This is a genomic window from Streptomyces sp. NEAU-174, from assembly GCF_052665095.1.
The window spans coordinates 23,384-39,824 of record NZ_JBQTCE010000023.1; the positions used below are offsets into that span (position 1 = coordinate 23,384).

Genomic DNA, 16,441 nt, shown 5'->3' on the forward strand with positions numbered 1-16,441 from the left:
AACCGTCCGCACCTACTTCCCAACCAATGGTCTGCGGTATTACCTTAAGGCCACCCCACGCCCCCCAACCCCGCTCCGCACCCTCCCTCCCCCGAAATTCTCCGACGCAGGAGGCCCCACCGTGGCAGACCGCACGCCCCCGCTCTCGGTCGACGAGCTGACCAGACTGGTCGCCGCCGGGGAGATCGACACCGTCGTCCTGGCCTTCACCGATATGCAGGGAAGGCTCCAGGGCAAGCGGTTCGCCGCCCGCTTCTTCCTCGACGACGTCCTGGCACACGGCACCGAGGGCTGCAACTACCTCCTCGCCGTCGACACCGAGATGAACACCGTCGACGGCTACGCCATGTCCTCCTGGGAGCGCGGCTACGGCGACTTCGCCATGCACGGCGACACCGCCACCCTGCGCCGCACCCCCTGGAACCCCGGCACCGCCCTCCTCACCGCCGATCTCGCCTGGCACGACGGCAGCCCGGTGGTCGCCTCCCCGCGCCAGATCCTGCGCCGCCAGCTCGACCGGCTCGCCGAGCGCGGCTGGACCGCGTACACCGGCACCGAGCTGGAGTTCATGGTCTTCAGGGACAGCTACGAGCAGGCGTGGAACACCGGCTACCGCGGGCTGACCCCCGCCAACCAGTACAACGTGGACTACTCCGTCCTCGGCACCGGCCGGGTCGAGCCCCTGCTGCGCCGCATCCGCAACGAGATGGGCGCCGCCGGGATGACCGTCGAGTCGGCCAAGGGGGAGTGCAACCTCGGCCAGCACGAGATCGCCTTCCGCTACGACGACGCCCTGACCACCTGCGACCAGCACGCCGTCTACAAGACCGGCGCCAAGGAGATCGCCGCCCAGGAGGGCATGGCGCTCACCTTCATGGCCAAGTACGACGAGCGCGAGGGCAACTCCTGCCATATCCACCTCTCACTGCGCGACGAGGCCGGGCACCCCGTGCTCGCCGACGACGACGGCGCGTACGGCATGTCGAAGACCATGCGCCACTTCCTCGCCGGACAGATCGCGGCGATGCGCGACTTCACCCTGCTCTACGCGCCGAACATCAACTCCTACAAGCGGTTCCGCCCCGGCTCCTTCGCGCCCACCGCCGTCGCCTGGGGCCCGGACAACCGCACCTGCGCGCTGCGCGTCATCGGCCACGGCCCCTCCCACCGGCTGGAGAACCGGCTCCCCGGCGGCGATGTCAACCCGTACCTGGCCGTGGCCGGGATGGTGGCCGCCGGGCTGTACGGCGTGGAGCGTGAGCTGGAGCTCCCCGAGGTCTGTACCGGCAACGCCTACACCGGTGACGCCGAGCACGTCCCGACCTCGCTGCGCGACGCCGCCGAGCTGTGGCGGAACAGCCCCATAGCGCGGGCCGCCTTCGGCGACGAGGTGGTCGAGCACTACCTCAACATGGCGCGCGTCGAGCAGGACGCCTATGACACCGCCGTCACGGACTGGGAGCGCTTCCGGTCCTTCGAGCGCATGTGAGGAACCAGCGAGTGAGCACCGAACACCCCCACGAACACCACATCCTCAACCCGGCCACCGAGGAGGTCATCGCCACCGTCCCGGCCGCCACCCCGGACGAGGTGGCCGCCGCCGTGGCCCGCGCCACCGAGGCGCAGCGCGGCTGGGCCGCGCTCGCGCCCGCCGACCGCGCCCGGCTGCTGCGCCGCTTCGCCGCCACCGTGGACGGGCACCTCGAGGAGCTGGCCGCCCTCGAGGTCCGCGAGGCGGGCCATCCGACCGGCAACGCCCGCTGGGAGGCGGGCAATGTGCGCGATCTGCTGGACTACGCGGCCGGGGGAGCGGAGCGGCTGAGCGGCGCCCAGATCCCGGTGGCCGGCGGGCTGAACGTCACCTTCCATGAGCCGCTGGGCGTGGTCGCGGTCATCGCGCCGTGGAACTTCCCCATGCCGATCGCCGCCTGGGGCACCGCGCCCGCCCTGGCCGCCGGGAACGCCGTCGTCCTCAAACCGGCCGAGACCACCCCGCTCACCGCGCTCCGGCTGGCCGAACTCGCCCTGGAGGCGGGCCTGCCCGAGGGGCTCTTCCAGGTGCTGCCCGGTGCCGGGCCGGTCGCGGGCGCCGCGCTGGTCGAGCACCCCGGCGTCGCCAAGGTCGTCTTCACCGGCTCCACGGCCGTCGGCAAGGAGATCATGGCCAAATGCGCCGCGGGCGTGAAGCGGGTGACCCTCGAACTCGGCGGCAAGAGCCCGAACATCGTCTTCGCCGACGCCGACCTCGAGCGCGCCGCGGCCGCCGCGCCCGGCTCCTTCCTGGACAACACCGGACAGGACTGCTGCGCCCGCAGCCGCATCCTGGTCCAGGCATCCGTCTACGACCGGTTCATGGAGCTGCTGGCGCCCGCCGTGACGTCCTTCGCGGTCGGCGACCCGGCCGACCCCGCCACCGCCATGGGCCCGCTGATCTCGGCCGCCCAGCGGGAGCGCGTACGGTCCTACGTACCCGAGGACGCGCCCGCCGCGATCCGCGGCGAGGCCCCGCAGGGCAAGGGGTTCTGGTACCCGGCCACCGTGCTGGAGGCCACCGGACCCGGGGACCGCACCGCCGTGGAGGAGATCTTCGGCCCCGTCGCCGTCGTCCTCCCCTTCGAGGACGAGGCCGACGCGGTACGGCTGGCCAACGCCACCGACTACGGCCTGTCCGGCTCGATCTGGACCCGGGACGTGGGCCGCGCGATCCGGGTCTCGCGCGCCGTCGCCGCCGGGAACCTGTCCGTCAACTCGCACAGCAGCGTGCGGTACGCCACCCCCTTCGGCGGCTACAAGCAGTCCGGCCTGGGCCGGGAGCTGGGCCCCGACGCCCTTGCCGCCTTCACCGAGACCAAGAACGTCTTCATCAGCACCGAGGAGGACTGACGTGACCGAGACCCCCGTGTGCCGCCGTCTGGTGGGCCGTACCGCCGTCATCACCGGAGCGGGCAGCGGCATCGGCCTGGCCACCGCGCGCCGCCTGGCCTCCGAGGGCGCGCAGGTCGTCTGCGCCGATATCGACGAGAGCGCGGGCAAGGCCGCCGCCGACGAGGTCGGCGGGCTGTTCGTGCGGGTGGACGTGACCGACCCCGAGCAGGTCGAGGCGGTCTTCAAGACCGCCTTCGACACCTACGGTTCGGTGGACATCGCCTTCAACAACGCCGGGATCTCCCCGCCCGACGACGACTCGATCCTCACCACCGGGCTCGACGCCTGGAAGCGGGTCCAGGAGGTCAACCTCACCTCCGTCTATCTGTGCTGCAAGGCCGCGCTGCCGTACATGCGGCGGCAGGGCCGGGGCTCCATCATCAACACCGCCTCGTTCGTGGCCGTGATGGGCGCCGCCACCTCCCAGATCAGCTACACCGCCTCCAAGGGCGGGGTGCTGGCCATGTCCCGCGAACTGGGCGTGCAGTTCGCCCGCGAGGGCATCCGGGTCAACGCGCTGTGCCCGGGGCCGGTCAACACCCCGCTGCTGAAGGAGCTGTTCGCCAAGGACCCGGAGCGGGCCCAGCGCCGGCTGGTGCACGTGCCGGTGGGCCGGTTCGCCGAGCCGGAGGAGATCGCCGCCGCCGTGGCCTTCCTGGCCAGCGATGACGCGTCCTTCGTCAACGCCGCCGAGTTCCTGGTGGACGGCGGGATCGCCGGGGCATATGTCACGCCGTTGTAGTCCGGGTGCGCAGTCCTGCCATCCGCGGTGTACGGACCCCACCCCTGGCCATAGGCTGACCGTGTGACCATGAACACGCCCCCCGGCTGGTACCCCGATCCCGGCTACGCAGGTAACGGCCCCGCCATGGAACGGTGGTGGGACGGCTCGGCCTGGACCGAGTACACCCGTGATGCCTCGGGCGCCGCGGACCCGGCCTTCGGCCCGCCGCCGCCCCCCTACCTGCCGGGGCGGCAGGGGGGACACGGCCACGGCCGGGGGCGGGGCCCGAGGATCGCGGCGCTCTCCGTCGCCGTGGGCGTCGTCGTCGCCGCGATCGTCGGTGGCATCGTGCTGCTGGGCGACGGCGGCGACGGCGGTGGGAACGCCCAGACCGGGCCCGCCCCCAGCACCTCCGCGCCGGACGGCGGCGGCGAGCAGGACCCGGACCTCCCCACCCCGGACAACCCCTCGGAGGGGCCCACCGAGAGCCCCAGCGCACCGCCGAGCTACGACCCGGACACCGCCCCGGACCAGGGCAACGGCATCAGCCTGCCGGTGCTCTCCGGCTGGCAGGCCGGGCGCAGCAGCTCCGGCGGCGCGGGCGTCACCACCTCGCGCTACCCGTGCCCGGGCGACCCGTCCACCGACTGTGTGCGCGGCGGCGCCTTCTCCCGGACCGCCGAGGGCTACAAGGCCACCTCCGCCAAGGGCATAGCCAAGGAGGACATCGCGCAGAACGCCGAGGAGTCCTACGGCACGGACCAGGACACCGACCGCAAGGCGTACGGCGGGATCACCTCCCACAAGCAGCTGAAGGCGTCGGCGGTCGAGGTCGCGGGCGAGAAGGGCTATCTGGTCCGCTGGAAGGTGGTGACGAAGAAGGGCGACGACGGCATCGTGCAGTCGGTGGCGTTCCCCTCGCCCACCATGCCGGACACGATGGTCGTGGTGCGCTTCGGGTTCGACGAGAGCGACAAGGCGCCGCCGCTCAGCGACATGGACAAGATCGTCAAGGGTATCGAGGCGCTGGCGGGCGACGGCCGGTCGATCTAGACGCGCTGCCGGCACATTCCGGTCGTTGCCCGAAAGGTATCGGTCACAGGAACGTCCTGCCCTCGCCCCGGTACGTCGGCACCTCGGCCACCACCCGGTCCCCCTCGATCAGCCGCAGCGTGTCGAACCGCTCGCACAGCTCACCGGCCTTGGCGTGCCGGAACCACACCTTGTCGCCGATCAGCAGATCGTCGGCGGCCGTGCCCAGCAGCGGGGTCTGCACCTCGCCCGGCCCCTCCATCGAGTCGTAGACCAGCCCCTCCGGCAGATACGGCACCGGCAGCCGGTCCGGGCCCGCCGCGCCCGACGCCGGATAGCCGCCGCCGAGCACCGTCACCACGCCCACCCCGGGGCGGCGCACCACCGGCTGGGCGAACAGGGCCGCCGGACGGCCGCGGAAGGAGGTGTAGTGGTCGAACAGCCGCGGCTGGTAGAGCCCGGACCCGGCGGCGATCTCGGTCACCGCGTCCTCCGCGGCGGTGTGCTGCACACTGCCCGTACCGCCGCCGTTGACGAACTCCAGGTCCGCCACCGCCCGCACCGCCCGTACGGCCGCGGCCCGGCGCGCCGCGAGCTCCCGGCGCGCCACGGACTGCATCAGCCGGATGGCGCGCGAGCGCAGCGGGCTCCCGGGCACCGCGTCGCCCACGCCCGCCACATGCCCCTCGTACGCCATCAGCCCGACCAGCCGGAAGCCGGGGCGGTCGGCGATCGCCCGCGCCAGCGCGGCCAGTTGCTCCGGTGCGCGCAGCGGTGAGCGCAGCGCCCCGACCCGCACCCGCCCGCCGAACATCCGCAGCGAGGTGTCCAACTCCAGGCAGACCCGGACCTCTTCGGTCCCGGCGCGAACGCTGTCGATCAGATCGAGCTGGGAGACGTCGTCCACCATGACGGTCACGGCCTCGGCCAGCTTGGGGTCGCCGGTCAGGGTGGCGAAGCCGTCCCGGTCGGCGGAGGGGTAGGCGAGCAGCACGTCGTCGAACCCCTCGCGGGCCAGCCACAGCGACTCCGGGAGCGTGAAGCTCATGATCCCCGCGAAGCCGTCGCGCGCCAGCACCCGCTCCAACAGCGCGCGGCAGCGCACCGATTTGCTGGCGACACGGATCGGTTTGCCTCCCGCCCGGCGGACCAGATCCCGTGCGTTGTCGTCGAAGGCTCCCAGGTCGACAATCGCCACGGGCGCTTCGAGATGGGCGGTGGCCCGGTCGTACCGGGCCCGGTCAGCGGCGGCAGCGGACATGGACGCAGCTTGCCAGACCGCTATTACCACTGGGTAGAGGGCGGCCGGTGCGCGGCGCCCCCGGCTGGCCGTAGAGTGTCGCGCACGCCACGACCGGCAGGTCAGCGACGGGTTGTCCGGATACGGGCCCGCCTGCCCGAAAGGCGGTGCGGTGGCGCGGCGAACCGGACGGAGCCAGGTGAAGCAGGTCTCGACGGGTGCGAGGGGGTGCAGGTGAGCACCGACGCGGAACAGGCGCACTCACCCCACGACACGCCCCCACCACGCCCCGCACATCCCCCGCGCCCGGCGCCCGAGCGGCCTTCCGCGCCCCCGTCGCGCGCCGCCAACGCGCCCGGGTTCACCCCGGATCCGGAGACACCCGTCCTCGGCGTACGGGCGAAGGCCCCGTTCTCCAGGGGCACCGCCGAGGCGTCCGGCACCCGGGTGCCTCCGCAGCCCTCGACACCGCCGCGCCCTTCCGTGCCTCCGCGCACCGGCGGGCCGTTCGCGAACGGCGGGCCCTCCGCGAACGGCGGGCCGGGCGCCCGGCGCCGTCCCCCGAGCCGTACGGCGGCCGCCGCCGCGAGTCTCGTGCTCGGCCTCGGACTGCTCGGCGGGGCGGCGGCCGGAAGCTGGCTGGGCGACGCCCCCGGCGCCCAGCCGTCCACCGCCGACACCTACGCCCACGCCCGCTCCGCCTGGCACAGCATCCCCGTGGACGACCTCTTCCCGCGCACCCTGCGCGGCAAGGGCGAGGGCCCCGGCGGCGCCGACCGCGTCTGGACCCGGATAGCCGTCGCCCCCGACAGCAGCTGCGGCGGCGGGTTCGATCCGCTGCTCGCCAAGGCGCTGGCCCCGGTGGGCTGCAAACGGCTGGTGCGCGCCACGTACACCGACGCCACCAGCACCAGCGTCACCACCGTCGGAGTGCTGATCACCACCTCGGGACCCACCGGGATGCGGGCGCTTCAGCAGCGCTTCGTCACCGAGAAGCTGGACGAGCGCACCGATCTGATGCCCCGCACCTACGCCGCCAAGGGCACCGCCGCGGCCGGTTTCGGCGACGACCAGCGCGCCAGCTGGCGGATCCGGATCCTCACCGACGCCCCCGCCGTCATCTACACCGTCACCGGTTTCGCCGACGGCCGTGAGGTCACCGACCCGCAGTCGGCGGGCGAGGCGACCCAGCGCGGCGCCACCTCGGCCCCCGCGCAGTCCGGCCTCGGCAACGACGCCCGGGGCATCGCCGACGCGATCGAGTCCGGATTCCGCCGGGCCCTGGCCACCTTCACGGAGACCACGTCATGAGCGGGATCGGGCGGCGCCTCGCCGTGGCACTCGCCGCCGCCGGGCTGACCCTGGTGCCCGCCGCGCCCGCGGACGCCGACGGCATACAGGCCCAGGAGTGGGCGCTGGACACCCTCCACGTCCGCGAGGCATGGCAGACCACCAAGGGCTCCGGGATCACCGTCGCCGTCCTCGACACCGGCGTCGACGAAGGCCACCCCGACCTCGAAGGCCAGGTGGAGCCGGGGAAGGACCTCATTGGCTTCGGCGCCCGGCGCGGCGAACGCGCCTGGGCCCGCCACGGCACCGCCATGGCCGGGATCATCGCCGGGCACGGCCACGGCGCGTCCGGCGGCGAGGGCGTCCTGGGCGTCGCCCCGAAGGCCCGGATCCTGCCGGTGCGGGTGATCCTCGAGGACTCCGACCCCGACCGTAAGAAGGCCCGCTCGACCCGTGGCGGCGCGCTCGCCGCCGGGATCCGCTGGGCGGCCGACCACGGCGCCGACGTCATCAACCTCTCGCTCGGCGACGACAGCGCCTCCGCCCACCCCGAGGCCGCCGAGGACGCCGCCGTGCAGTACGCGCTGCGCAAGGGCGCGGTCGTCGTCGCCTCCGCGGGCAACGGCGGCGAGAAGGGCGACCGGGTCTCCTACCCGGCCGCCTACCCCGGGGTCATCGCCGTGACCGCCGTGGACCGCTACGGCTCCCGCGCCGCCTTCTCCACCCGCCGCTGGTACGCCACCGTCTGCGCGCCCGGTGTCGACGTGGTCATCGCCGACCCCGACAAGCGCTACTACGAGGGCTGGGGCACCAGCGCGGCCGCCGCCTTCGTCTCCGGCTCCGTCGCCCTCGTCCGCGCCGCCCACCCCGATCTGAGCCCGCGCCAGATCCGCGGGCTCCTCACCCGGACCGCCCAGGACGTCCCCGAGGGCGGCCGCAGCGACGACCTCGGCGCGGGCCTGGTGAACCCGGCGGCCGCGATCACCGCGGGCGACAAGCTGAAGCCCGAGGCCCAGCGCCCCGCAGCGGCCGCCGCCCCGAACCGCTACTTCGGCAACGGCCCCGGCCACGCCCAGGGCGCCCACGGCGACTCCGGCCCCAACCAGATGGCCCTCCTCGCCGGCCTCGCTGGCACGGCCCTGATCGTCGCCGCGATATCCCTGTGGCGCGGCTCGGGCCCCCTGCGGATGCCCCCGCGACTGCGGGCACTGCTGTCGGGCGCGCGTACGCGCTGAGCTCGGGGCCGTTGCGGAGCGGTCCGCTCACCGTGATGCGTACGCGGCGGTCGTCGCCATGGCCGTCCGGGCCACCTCTTCCACCAGGGCCACCCCGCCCTCCCGGTCGGCATGGCCCTCGGACAGGACCGCGATCAGATGGGGCCGGCCGTTCGCCGTCACCTCGCCGATGCTGTTGACGACCCACAGGCCGGTGGCGTCGCGGGGCATCCAGCCGTTCTTGAGCCGGGTTCCGGGGCCGGTGCCGGCCGCGGCGGACGAGATGCCCCAGGTCTGACCGGCGATGACGCGGCCCATCAGCGTCCGCAGATACGCCTGGGAGCGCGCGCTCAGCGGGGAGCCGTCCAGGAAGACCGCGCGCAGCAGGGTCAGCTGATCGGACGCGGTGGTGTGGGTCAGCCCCCAGCGGCCGCGGTCGTCGGCGTGCGTATCGGTCAGCCCGAGCCGTCCCAGCGCGGTCTCCAGGCCGCGTCCCCCGCCGATCGTCCCCCACAGCGCCGTCGCCGCGTCGTTGTCGCTCCGCTCGATCATCACGGTGGCGTACGAGCGCTCCTGAGCGGTCAGCCGCCGCCCCACGTCCTGCGCCCCGAGCAGCAGCGCCGCGAGGATGCCGACCTTGATGACGCTCGCCGTGGCGTACGAGCCGTCGCCATGGGCCCCGGTCACCCCGGACCCCGTGTCCAGGACGGCGACCGAGAAGTCCGCGGCCAGGGGCGCGAGCGCGTCGGCGAGCGCGCCACTCAGCCCGTCCGTACCGGACGGGGCGGGGACGGCCGGGCCACCGTCGTTCACGCGTTCCACGCCGTCTCCTTCACTGCGGCCCCCGCCCCGGGTGGGGGTGCGGGGGATCTCGGTCTCCTCGCTGTCGATACCCTCATGGCGTGGCGCTCAAGAACATTCCCGATCCCGGCTTCTCCGGCGACGACGGCTCCGCCGACCCCCGGCTGACCGCGGCGCTCGCCGCCTGGGCCGATGACCGCTCGGCAGAACCGGAGGTGCTCGCCGCGCTCACCGAAGCCCGGCTGCTCGTCCCCGTGGTGGCGATCCTGGGTGAGGCCGAGGTGGTGGAATCCAAGCCGCGCGAAGCGTCCGTTGAGGGTGGTGGGGGGCGACGGGGGGAATCCAAGCCGCGCGAAGCGTCCGTTGAGGGTGGTGGTGGGCGACGGGGGGAATCCAAGCCGCGCGAAGCGTCCGTTGAGGGTGGTGGTGGGCGACGGGCGGGCGGGCTGCGCCGCGACAAGACCAGCGACATGGCGGTGCCCACGCTCCAGGCCCCCGACGGCCGGCGCGCGCTGCCCGCGTTCACCTCGCTCGAGACGCTGGCCCGCTGGCGCCCGGACGCCCGGCCCGTGGCCGTACCGCTGCGCCAGGCGCTGGAGGCCACCGCCCATGAGAAGGCGGACACCCTGGTACTGGACCTCGCGGGCCCGGTGCCGTACCAGCTGACCGGCCCCGCCCTGCTGGCCCTCGCCGAGGGGCGGACCAGCGCCGATCCGCTCGCCGACCCGGCCGTGACCGAGGCGGTGCGCACCGTGCTGGCCGCCGAGCCGGAGGTGGTCCGGGCCCATCTGGCCCCGGCGGCGGACGCCGACGGGATGCTCGCGCTCGCCCTGACGCCGGAGGCGCCCGCGCGCGAGACGGCGCACCGGGTGGCGGGCGCCCTGGCCGCCGACGAGGTGCTGCGGGCGCGGCTGGTGCGCGGGCTGACCCTGGCGCTGCTGCCGCCGGACGCGCAGATCCCCGGCGAGCCGCTCTTCAGCCGCTGAGGGGGCGGGGCCCGGCCCCGCCCCATTCGGACCAACAGGCGAATCCTCCCGATACCGCCCACAATGCTTAGGCGACTGGCGGTCGGAATCTGCGTGAGGAGAGCGCCATGGAGACGAGAACGGTCGTAGCGGAGTTCATCGGGACCGCGATGCTGGTCCTCTTCGGAGTCGGTTCGCTGGTCCTGGCGGGCGACTACATCAACGCCCTCGGGATCTCGCTCGCCTTCGGCTTCACGCTGATCGCGATCGCCTTTGCGTTCGGACGCATCTCGGGCTGCCACATCAACCCGGCGGTGACCCTCGGTGTGCTGCTGGCCAGGCGCATCGACATCCGTACGGCCGTCCAGTACTGGGTCGCGCAGTTCGTCGGCGCGATCGTGGGCGCGGCGATCCTGTTCCTGCTCGCCAACCAGGTGCCCCGGCTCCAGACGGCCGGGGCCTTCGGCAGCAACGGCTACGGCGGCCGCTCACCGGTCGGCATGGGCGCGGGCGGGGCCTTCCTCGCCGAGGTGCTGCTGACCTTCCTGCTGGTCTTCGTCTTCCTCACGGTGACCCACGCGGTGCCGATGGTCGGCGCCGAACCGGTCCCGGTGGGCCTCGCCCTCGCCGCGGCCAACCTGATCGGCATCCCGTTGACCTGGGCCTCGGTCAATCCGGCGCGCAGTTTCGGCCCCGCGATCTTCGCGGGCGGCGATGCGCTGGGCCAGCTGTGGCTGTTCATCGTGGCGCCGCTGGTCGGCGGGGTGCTCGCCGCGGTGGTGCACCGGTTCACCCATCTCCATCCGGCGGCCCAGGCCGACCGGGAGGAGGCGCATCCGCCCCCGGCGACCGGGCCGTGGGGACGCATGCGCGGCGGCCACCGCCCCGAGGCGGGCGGCCCGGAGACCAAGGGCCCGGAGGCGGCCTGAGTCGAGGCCGGGGGCCCGGAGGGGGCCCGAGCCGAGGCCGGGGCCTGGCCGTAACGCGGCGGTCGGTCAGCCGAAGATCGGGCCGGTGAACTTCTCGCCGGGCCCCTGCCCCGGCTCGTCCGGCACCACCGACGCCTCGCGGAAGGCGAGCTGGAGGGACTTCAGGCCGTCCCGCAGCGGAGCGGCGTGGAAGGAGCTGATCTCCGTGGCGCCGGCCGTGACCAGCCCCGCCAGGGCGTTGATCAGCTTCCGCGCCTCGTCCAGGTCCTTGTGCTGGGGGCCCTCCTCGGCCAGACCCAGATTGACCGCGGCGGCGCTCATCAGGTGCACCGCGACCGTGGTGATCACCTCGACCGCGGGCACATCCGCGATGTCCCGGGTCATCCGGTCGAAGTCGGGGGCCTGCGGCTGCCCTGCGTCGGCGTCGCTCATGGTGGTAGGGGCTCACTTCCTGATGGACGGTGTGCCCCAGCCTAGGCGTCCGCCCGGCGCCGTACGCACGGGGCGGGTGAGTTCACAGGAACGCGAGGGAGCAGGGAAGCCGGGCATCGGTGGACAGCGGGAACGGCAGAGGCCGGGACGCAGCGGGTGAGCATCCCGCGCGGGTGCTGGTATCGTAGATAAACGACCGGCCGGTCACCTATGTGTCCGGCCCACAAGTGGAGGCTCCCCAGCTCCCACCTCCCGACCCCCGGGTCGGCAGGTCATCGGTCAGGCTGCGCCCCGCGGTGATGTCGCGGCGGTGCTCCCGGTCAATGAGGAGCCCCGCCTGTGTACCCGTCGGGGCGTTTTGTGCGTCACGACGCGGTGGTCTCAACCTAAGAGACGTTACGCGGCAGTCCGCCAGGCGGTCGCGTGGTGCAACCGAGGAGGATCCATCAGCGCCGAGCCCCGCATCAACGACCGGATTCGCGTCCCCGAGGTGCGACTCGTCGGTCCCAGTGGCGAGCAGGTCGGCATTGTGCCGCTTGCCAAGGCCCTGGAGCTTGCGCAGGAGTACGACCTCGACCTGGTCGAGGTGGCGGCGAACGCCCGTCCGCCGGTCTGCAAGCTCATGGACTACGGAAAGTTCAAATACGAGTCGGCCATGAAGGCCCGTGAGGCGCGCAAGAACCAGGCGCACACGGTCATCAAGGAGATGAAGCTCCGGCCGAAGATCGACCCGCACGACTACGACACCAAGAAGGGTCACGTCGTCCGGTTCCTCAAGCAGGGCGACAAGGTCAAGATCACGATCATGTTCCGTGGCCGTGAGCAGTCCCGGCCCGAGCTTGGCTACCGCCTGCTTCAGCGGCTCGCTGAGGACGTCCAGGAGCTGGGCTTCGTCGAGTCCAACCCCAAGCAGGACGGGCGCAACATGATCATGGTTCTCGGTCCGCACAAGAAGAAGACCGAGGCGATGGCCGAAGCCCGCGAGGCGCAGGCCGCCCGCAAGGCGGAGCGCCAGGGCGTCAGCGCCGTTGAGGAGCCCGCCGAGGAGCCCGCCGAGGCGTGATTGGGCGAGGCGAGAGCCTCGACCGCCCACCCGGAGCCGCACGGCCCCGGAGACCAACCGAAACATATGACGCTTCCGGACGCCCGGATCGTGGTCGCCCCCGCGCCGCGGCCGCCCGGACAGCGCCCTGACGAGGAGAGTACGGCGACATGCCGAAGAACAAGACGCACAGCGGTGCCAGCAAGCGCTTCAAGCTCACCGGCTCCGGCAAGGTGGTGCGCCAGCGCGCCGGTCGCCGCCACCTTCTCGAGCACAAGCCGTCCACGCTGACGCGCCGCCTGGCCGGAAAGGTCGAGATGGCCCCTGCCGACGCCAAGAAGATCAAGAAGCTTCTCGGCAAGTGACGCCGCTGCCCCGCTTCGGCGGGGCGAGGCGAGCGCCAGACCGGGACCCACCGGGACCTATTCGTTTCCGGGCCGTGTGAGTCACCCGCGGCCCCGTACAAGGAGTTAAACAAGTGGCACGCGTCAAGCGGGCAGTCAACGCCCACAAGAAGCGCCGGGCGATCCTCGAGCAGGCCAGCGGCTACCGGGGCCAGCGCTCCCGCCTGTACCGCAAGGCCAAGGAGCAGGTCACCCACTCTCTGGTCTACAACTACAACGACCGCAAGAAGCGCAAGGGCGACTTCCGTCAGCTGTGGATCCAGCGCATCAACGCCGCTGCCCGCGCCAATGGCATGACGTACAACCGCTTCATCCAGGGTCTGAAGGCCGCGAACATCGAGGTCGACCGCAAGATCCTGGCGGACCTCGCGGTCAACGACGCGAACGCGTTCGCGGCGCTGGTGGAGGCTGCGCAGAAGGCGCTGCCGAGTGATGTGAACGCGCCGAAGGCCGCGTAAGCGCTGCGCTGAGCATTGCCGAGTGGACCCGCAGGTGAACGCATCACCTGCGGGTCCACGCATGCCGGTGCCCCCGGGGTCTCGTCCCCGGGGGCACCGGCGGCCGGGCTGCGCTCCCGGGCGCGCCCCGGCGGCGGGGCTGCGCCCCCTGGGGGCTGCGTCTCCGGGCGCGCCCCGGCGCGGGGTTGTGCTCTCCGGTTCCGCGGTGCGGGTGCGCCTGCTGCCCCCTGGGGGTCTCGTCGCCGGGTGCGGCCCGGTGGCCGGGTTGTGCCCACCCGTCCCTCCCCCAGCTACCGCTGGGAGGTGCCCCCTCCGCGGGACGATTGCCCACAACAGGGTGCGTTCTGCCCTGCGGGCGGCTGGCCGCAGCTGGCCACGCCGCTGCCCCTCCCGGGGGCCCGGGGGCTTGCCCCCGGTTTCGGGAAGGGGCGGGGTGGGGAATCCGCCCCCGCGAGGCGATGCCCGCGGCCGACCACGCCGCTGCCTCGGCCGAGGTCGGGCGCCCCCGCTGTCCCTCCGGGGCCCGGGGGCTTGCCCCGGTTTCGGGAAGGGGCGGGGTGGGGGATCTGCCCCCGCGAGGCGATGCGCGCAGCCGGGCACGCCGCTGTCCCTACGAGGCTCGCGGCGGCGCAGCCGGGCACGTTGACCGGTGACCGGTACGCGCGACCAACACACCACACGAGAAAGCGCACCCAACCCCATGGCGACCCCCGAATTGACGTCCCTGCGATCGCCGCGCGTCACCGCCGCCCGGCGGCTCGCCAAGCGCAGCTTCCGCGGCAAGGAGCGGCGGTTCATCGTCGAGGGGCCGCAGGCCGTACGGGAGGCCGTCGCGCATCTCGTGGAGGTGTACGCCACCCCCGAGGCCGCCGAGCGGCACCAGGAGATCCTGGACGCCGCCCGCGCCGCGGACATCCCCGTGTTCTCCGCGACCGACGACGTCGTCGCGGAGATGTCCGACACGGTCACCCCGCAGGGCATCGTCGGGCTGTGCCGCTTCCTGGACTCGCCGTTCGAGGAGATCCTGGCCGCCCGGCCGAAGCTCGTCGCCGTGCTCGCCCACGTCCGCGACCCCGGCAACGCCGGCACCGTGCTGCGGTGCGCCGACGCCGCCGGGGCGGACGCGGTCGTACTGACGGACGCCTCCGTGGATCCGTACAACCCCAAGGCCGTACGCGCCTCCGTCGGCTCCCTCTTCCACCTCCCCGTCGCCATCGGCGTGCCCGTCGAGCGCGCGGTGAGCGGGCTGCGGGAGGCCGGGGCGCGGGTGCTGGCCGCGGACGGGGCGGGGGAGCGGGACCTGGACTCCGAGCTGGACGACGGGCTGCTGGGCGCCCCCACCGCCTGGATCTTCGGCAATGAGGCATGGGGCCTGCCGGAGGCTACCCGCGCACTCGCGGACGAGGTGGTGCGCGTTCCGATTCACGGCAGGGCCGAGAGCCTCAACCTCGCCACGGCCGCCGCCGTGTGCCTCTATGCCTCCGCTCGTGCGCAGCGCGCTCCCGCAGGGTGCCGCTCCGTCACATCGACCTAGTAGGGTTGCCCCCTCTGGGAGGGGACCCGAGAGGGGGTGGGGATGGACGTCAGGACCTCCGGCGCCAGGGCGGCCGAGGCCCGTGCGGCCGAGGCCCATGCGCCCGGAGCGGAGCCGCCCGGCGGGGAGCGAGACGGGAAGCAGGGCGAGGGGCAGGACCGCCCGTCCACTGCGGGAGACACCGGCGGCGCGCCGGACGCGTTCGGGCCGCACCCCGACGAGCTGCCCGACGGCCTGGTCGTGGCCGACGAGACCGGCCTGGTCACGTGCTTCAACGCGGCGGCGGCCCGGATCACCGCCACCGACCCCGCGGACGCGATCGGCCGTCGGCTCGAGGTGGCCCTGCCGTTAGAGGACCTGGACGGCCGGCGCTGGTGGGCGCTGACCGATCCCTATGGCGGGCTGGCCATCCGGGCGGGGCAGCCCGAGCGGAACCTGCTGCTGCCGGGCGGCCGCGAGGTGCTGGTCTCGGCGCGCTATGTGCGCGAGCGGCCGACCGGGCCGGTGCGCCGGGTGGTGGTCTGTCTGCGCGGCACCGAGGCCCGCCGCCGCACCGAGCGCAGCCACGCCGAGCTGATCGCGACCGTCGCCCATGAGCTGCGCTCGCCGCTGACGTCCGTGAAGGGGTTCACGGCCACGCTGCTGGCCAAGTGGGAGCGGTTCACCGACGACCAGAAGCGGCTGATGCTGGAGACCGTCGACGCCGACGCCAACCGGGTCACCCGGCTGATCGCCGAGCTGCTGGACATCTCCCGGATCGACTCCGGCCGGCTGGAGGTGCGCCGCCAGCCGGTGGATCTCGCCGCCGCCGTCCGCCGCCATGTGCAGGCGCTCACCGCGGCCGGGCACACCGCCGAGCGGTTCCTGATCAGGGTCAGGGGGCCGCTGCCCAGGCTGTGGGCCGATCCGGACAAGATCGATCAGGTGTTGGGCAACCTGCTGGAAAACGCGGTGCGCCACGGCGAGGGAACGGTCACCATTGATATAGCGCCCGCACCGGCCAGGCCGGTCGCGGAAGGCCCCGCTGAAGGCCCCACTGTCGAAAGGACCGCCGTCACCGTGAGCGACGAGGGCCCCGGTATCCCGGAGGAGTCGATGAGCCGAGTCTTCACCCGCTTCTGGCGGGGCAGCAAGCGCGGCGGCACCGGCCTGGGGCTCTACATCGTCAAGGGCATCGTCGAGGCCCACGGCGGCACGATCACCGTCGACCGGGCCCGCGGTGGCGGCGCGGAGTTCCGATTTACCCTGCCCGTGGGCACCCCGGCCTATCTGGCCTGATCCACCCGCGGGCTCCTTCGGCAAGGGGCGGACCCCGAGCGCGGCGGCCGTCGCGCGGCGTCCCCCGGAACAGCACCCCTGCCGCGCCCCTTAGACTCGGGCTTTGGCACCTTTGGCGTCCCCTGCACGGGGCGCAGCGGTCGCAGCCAGTCGAGCCGGGGTCGCGCAGCCGG

The 16,441-nt window shown here is 73.4% G+C and carries 16 protein-coding genes; 13 read left to right on the forward strand and 3 right to left on the reverse strand.

Annotation, left to right across the window (positions count from 1 at the left end; translation table 11 throughout):
* Nucleotides 1-121 precede the first annotated feature (121 nt).
* The 4 genes from ACT2CW_RS43705 (at nt 122) to ACT2CW_RS43720 (ending at nt 4,702) form a co-directional block, all read left to right on the forward strand.
* On the forward strand, nt 122-1,489 hold the full coding sequence (locus ACT2CW_RS43705; RefSeq protein ID WP_164433086.1) for a glutamine synthetase family protein: 1,368 nt from the start codon (nt 122-124) through the stop codon (nt 1,487-1,489).
* Nucleotides 1,490-1,500: 11 nt separating this feature from the next.
* Nucleotides 1,501-2,883 (forward strand): aldehyde dehydrogenase family protein, encoded by a 1,383-nt coding sequence (locus ACT2CW_RS43710; RefSeq protein WP_445520630.1) that lies wholly within the window; start codon nt 1,501-1,503, stop codon nt 2,881-2,883.
* Between the two features lies 1 nt (nt 2,884).
* The gene (locus ACT2CW_RS43715) at nt 2,885-3,667 is read left to right on the forward strand and encodes a 3-oxoacyl-ACP reductase (protein WP_445520631.1); all 783 of its coding nucleotides are present in this window, start codon (nt 2,885-2,887) and stop codon (nt 3,665-3,667) included.
* A gap of 69 nt (nt 3,668-3,736) precedes the next feature.
* Nucleotides 3,737-4,702, forward strand: a complete 966-nt coding sequence (locus ACT2CW_RS43720; protein ID WP_445520632.1) for a DUF2510 domain-containing protein — start codon at nt 3,737-3,739, stop codon at nt 4,700-4,702.
* Nucleotides 4,703-4,745: 43 nt separating this feature from the next.
* Here ACT2CW_RS43720 and ACT2CW_RS43725 read toward each other — a convergent pair whose 3' ends face one another.
* Complete coding sequence (locus ACT2CW_RS43725; RefSeq protein ID WP_445520633.1) at nt 4,746-5,942, reverse strand: amino acid deaminase/aldolase; 1,197 nt, start codon at nt 5,940-5,942, stop codon at nt 4,746-4,748.
* Between the two features lie 213 nt (nt 5,943-6,155).
* On the opposite strand from ACT2CW_RS43725, the gene ACT2CW_RS43730 reads away from it, so the two are divergent.
* Nucleotides 6,156-7,232, forward strand: coding sequence for a hypothetical protein (locus ACT2CW_RS43730; RefSeq protein WP_445520634.1), 1,077 nt, complete (start codon nt 6,156-6,158; stop codon nt 7,230-7,232).
* Complete coding sequence (gene mycP, locus ACT2CW_RS43735; protein WP_445520635.1) at nt 7,229-8,446, forward strand: type VII secretion-associated serine protease mycosin; 1,218 nt, start codon at nt 7,229-7,231, stop codon at nt 8,444-8,446. Before ACT2CW_RS43730 ends, mycP begins: the two co-directional genes overlap by 4 nt.
* Nucleotides 8,447-8,473: 27 nt before the next feature.
* Here mycP and ACT2CW_RS43740 read toward each other — a convergent pair whose 3' ends face one another.
* The gene (locus tag ACT2CW_RS43740; RefSeq protein WP_445520636.1) at nt 8,474-9,247 is read right to left on the reverse strand and encodes a serine hydrolase; all 774 of its coding nucleotides are present in this window, start codon (nt 9,245-9,247) and stop codon (nt 8,474-8,476) included.
* An 80-nt stretch (nt 9,248-9,327) separates the two neighbouring features.
* On the opposite strand from ACT2CW_RS43740, the gene ACT2CW_RS43745 reads away from it, so the two are divergent.
* Complete coding sequence (locus tag ACT2CW_RS43745; RefSeq protein ID WP_445520637.1) at nt 9,328-10,212, forward strand: SseB family protein; 885 nt, start codon at nt 9,328-9,330, stop codon at nt 10,210-10,212.
* Nucleotides 10,213-10,319: 107 nt separating this feature from the next.
* Nucleotides 10,320-11,120 (forward strand): aquaporin, encoded by an 801-nt coding sequence (locus ACT2CW_RS43750; protein ID WP_182469739.1) that lies wholly within the window; start codon nt 10,320-10,322, stop codon nt 11,118-11,120.
* A 66-nt stretch (nt 11,121-11,186) separates the two neighbouring features.
* On the opposite strand, the gene ACT2CW_RS43755 is transcribed toward ACT2CW_RS43750, so the two are convergent.
* The gene (locus tag ACT2CW_RS43755) at nt 11,187-11,552 is read right to left on the reverse strand and encodes a DUF1844 domain-containing protein (protein ID WP_164433070.1); all 366 of its coding nucleotides are present in this window, start codon (nt 11,550-11,552) and stop codon (nt 11,187-11,189) included.
* Nucleotides 11,553-11,997: 445 nt separating this feature from the next.
* On the opposite strand from ACT2CW_RS43755, the gene infC reads away from it, so the two are divergent.
* The 5 genes from infC (at nt 11,998) to ACT2CW_RS43780 (ending at nt 16,268) form a co-directional block, all read left to right on the forward strand.
* Nucleotides 11,998-12,615, forward strand: a complete 618-nt coding sequence (gene infC / locus ACT2CW_RS43760) for a translation initiation factor IF-3 (RefSeq protein WP_164433124.1) — start codon at nt 11,998-12,000, stop codon at nt 12,613-12,615.
* A gap of 149 nt (nt 12,616-12,764) precedes the next feature.
* The gene (gene rpmI / locus ACT2CW_RS43765; RefSeq protein WP_020867203.1) at nt 12,765-12,959 is read left to right on the forward strand and encodes a 50S ribosomal protein L35; all 195 of its coding nucleotides are present in this window, start codon (nt 12,765-12,767) and stop codon (nt 12,957-12,959) included.
* A 113-nt stretch (nt 12,960-13,072) separates the two neighbouring features.
* Nucleotides 13,073-13,456 (forward strand): 50S ribosomal protein L20, encoded by a 384-nt coding sequence (gene rplT / locus ACT2CW_RS43770; RefSeq protein WP_009713826.1) that lies wholly within the window; start codon nt 13,073-13,075, stop codon nt 13,454-13,456.
* A gap of 700 nt (nt 13,457-14,156) precedes the next feature.
* Nucleotides 14,157-14,990 carry a TrmH family RNA methyltransferase gene (locus ACT2CW_RS43775; RefSeq protein WP_432047637.1) on the forward strand — a complete coding sequence of 278 codons (834 nt, stop codon included), beginning with the start codon at nt 14,157-14,159 and terminating at the stop codon, nt 14,988-14,990.
* Between the two features lie 42 nt (nt 14,991-15,032).
* Nucleotides 15,033-16,268: an ATP-binding protein gene (locus ACT2CW_RS43780; protein ID WP_445520638.1), complete on the forward strand. Its 1,236-nt coding sequence runs from the start codon at nt 15,033-15,035 to the stop codon at nt 16,266-16,268.
* Nucleotides 16,269-16,441: the final 173 nt, after the last annotated feature.

Coding starts and splice junctions, on each gene's coding strand:
- ACT2CW_RS43720 (WP_445520632.1), top strand. CDS start 3,737: ATGAACACGCCCCCCGGCTGGTACCCCGATCCCGGCTACGCAGGTAAC.
- ACT2CW_RS43725 (WP_445520633.1), bottom strand. CDS start 5,942: ATGTCCGCTGCCGCCGCTGACCGGGCCCGGTACGACCGGGCCACCGCC.
- mycP (WP_445520635.1), top strand. CDS start 7,229: ATGAGCGGGATCGGGCGGCGCCTCGCCGTGGCACTCGCCGCCGCCGGG.
- ACT2CW_RS43750 (WP_182469739.1), top strand. CDS start 10,320: ATGGAGACGAGAACGGTCGTAGCGGAGTTCATCGGGACCGCGATGCTG.
- ACT2CW_RS43755 (WP_164433070.1), bottom strand. CDS start 11,552: ATGAGCGACGCCGACGCAGGGCAGCCGCAGGCCCCCGACTTCGACCGG.
- rpmI (WP_020867203.1), top strand. CDS start 12,765: ATGCCGAAGAACAAGACGCACAGCGGTGCCAGCAAGCGCTTCAAGCTC.
- ACT2CW_RS43775 (WP_432047637.1), top strand. CDS start 14,157: ATGGCGACCCCCGAATTGACGTCCCTGCGATCGCCGCGCGTCACCGCC.
- ACT2CW_RS43780 (WP_445520638.1), top strand. CDS start 15,033: ATGGACGTCAGGACCTCCGGCGCCAGGGCGGCCGAGGCCCGTGCGGCC.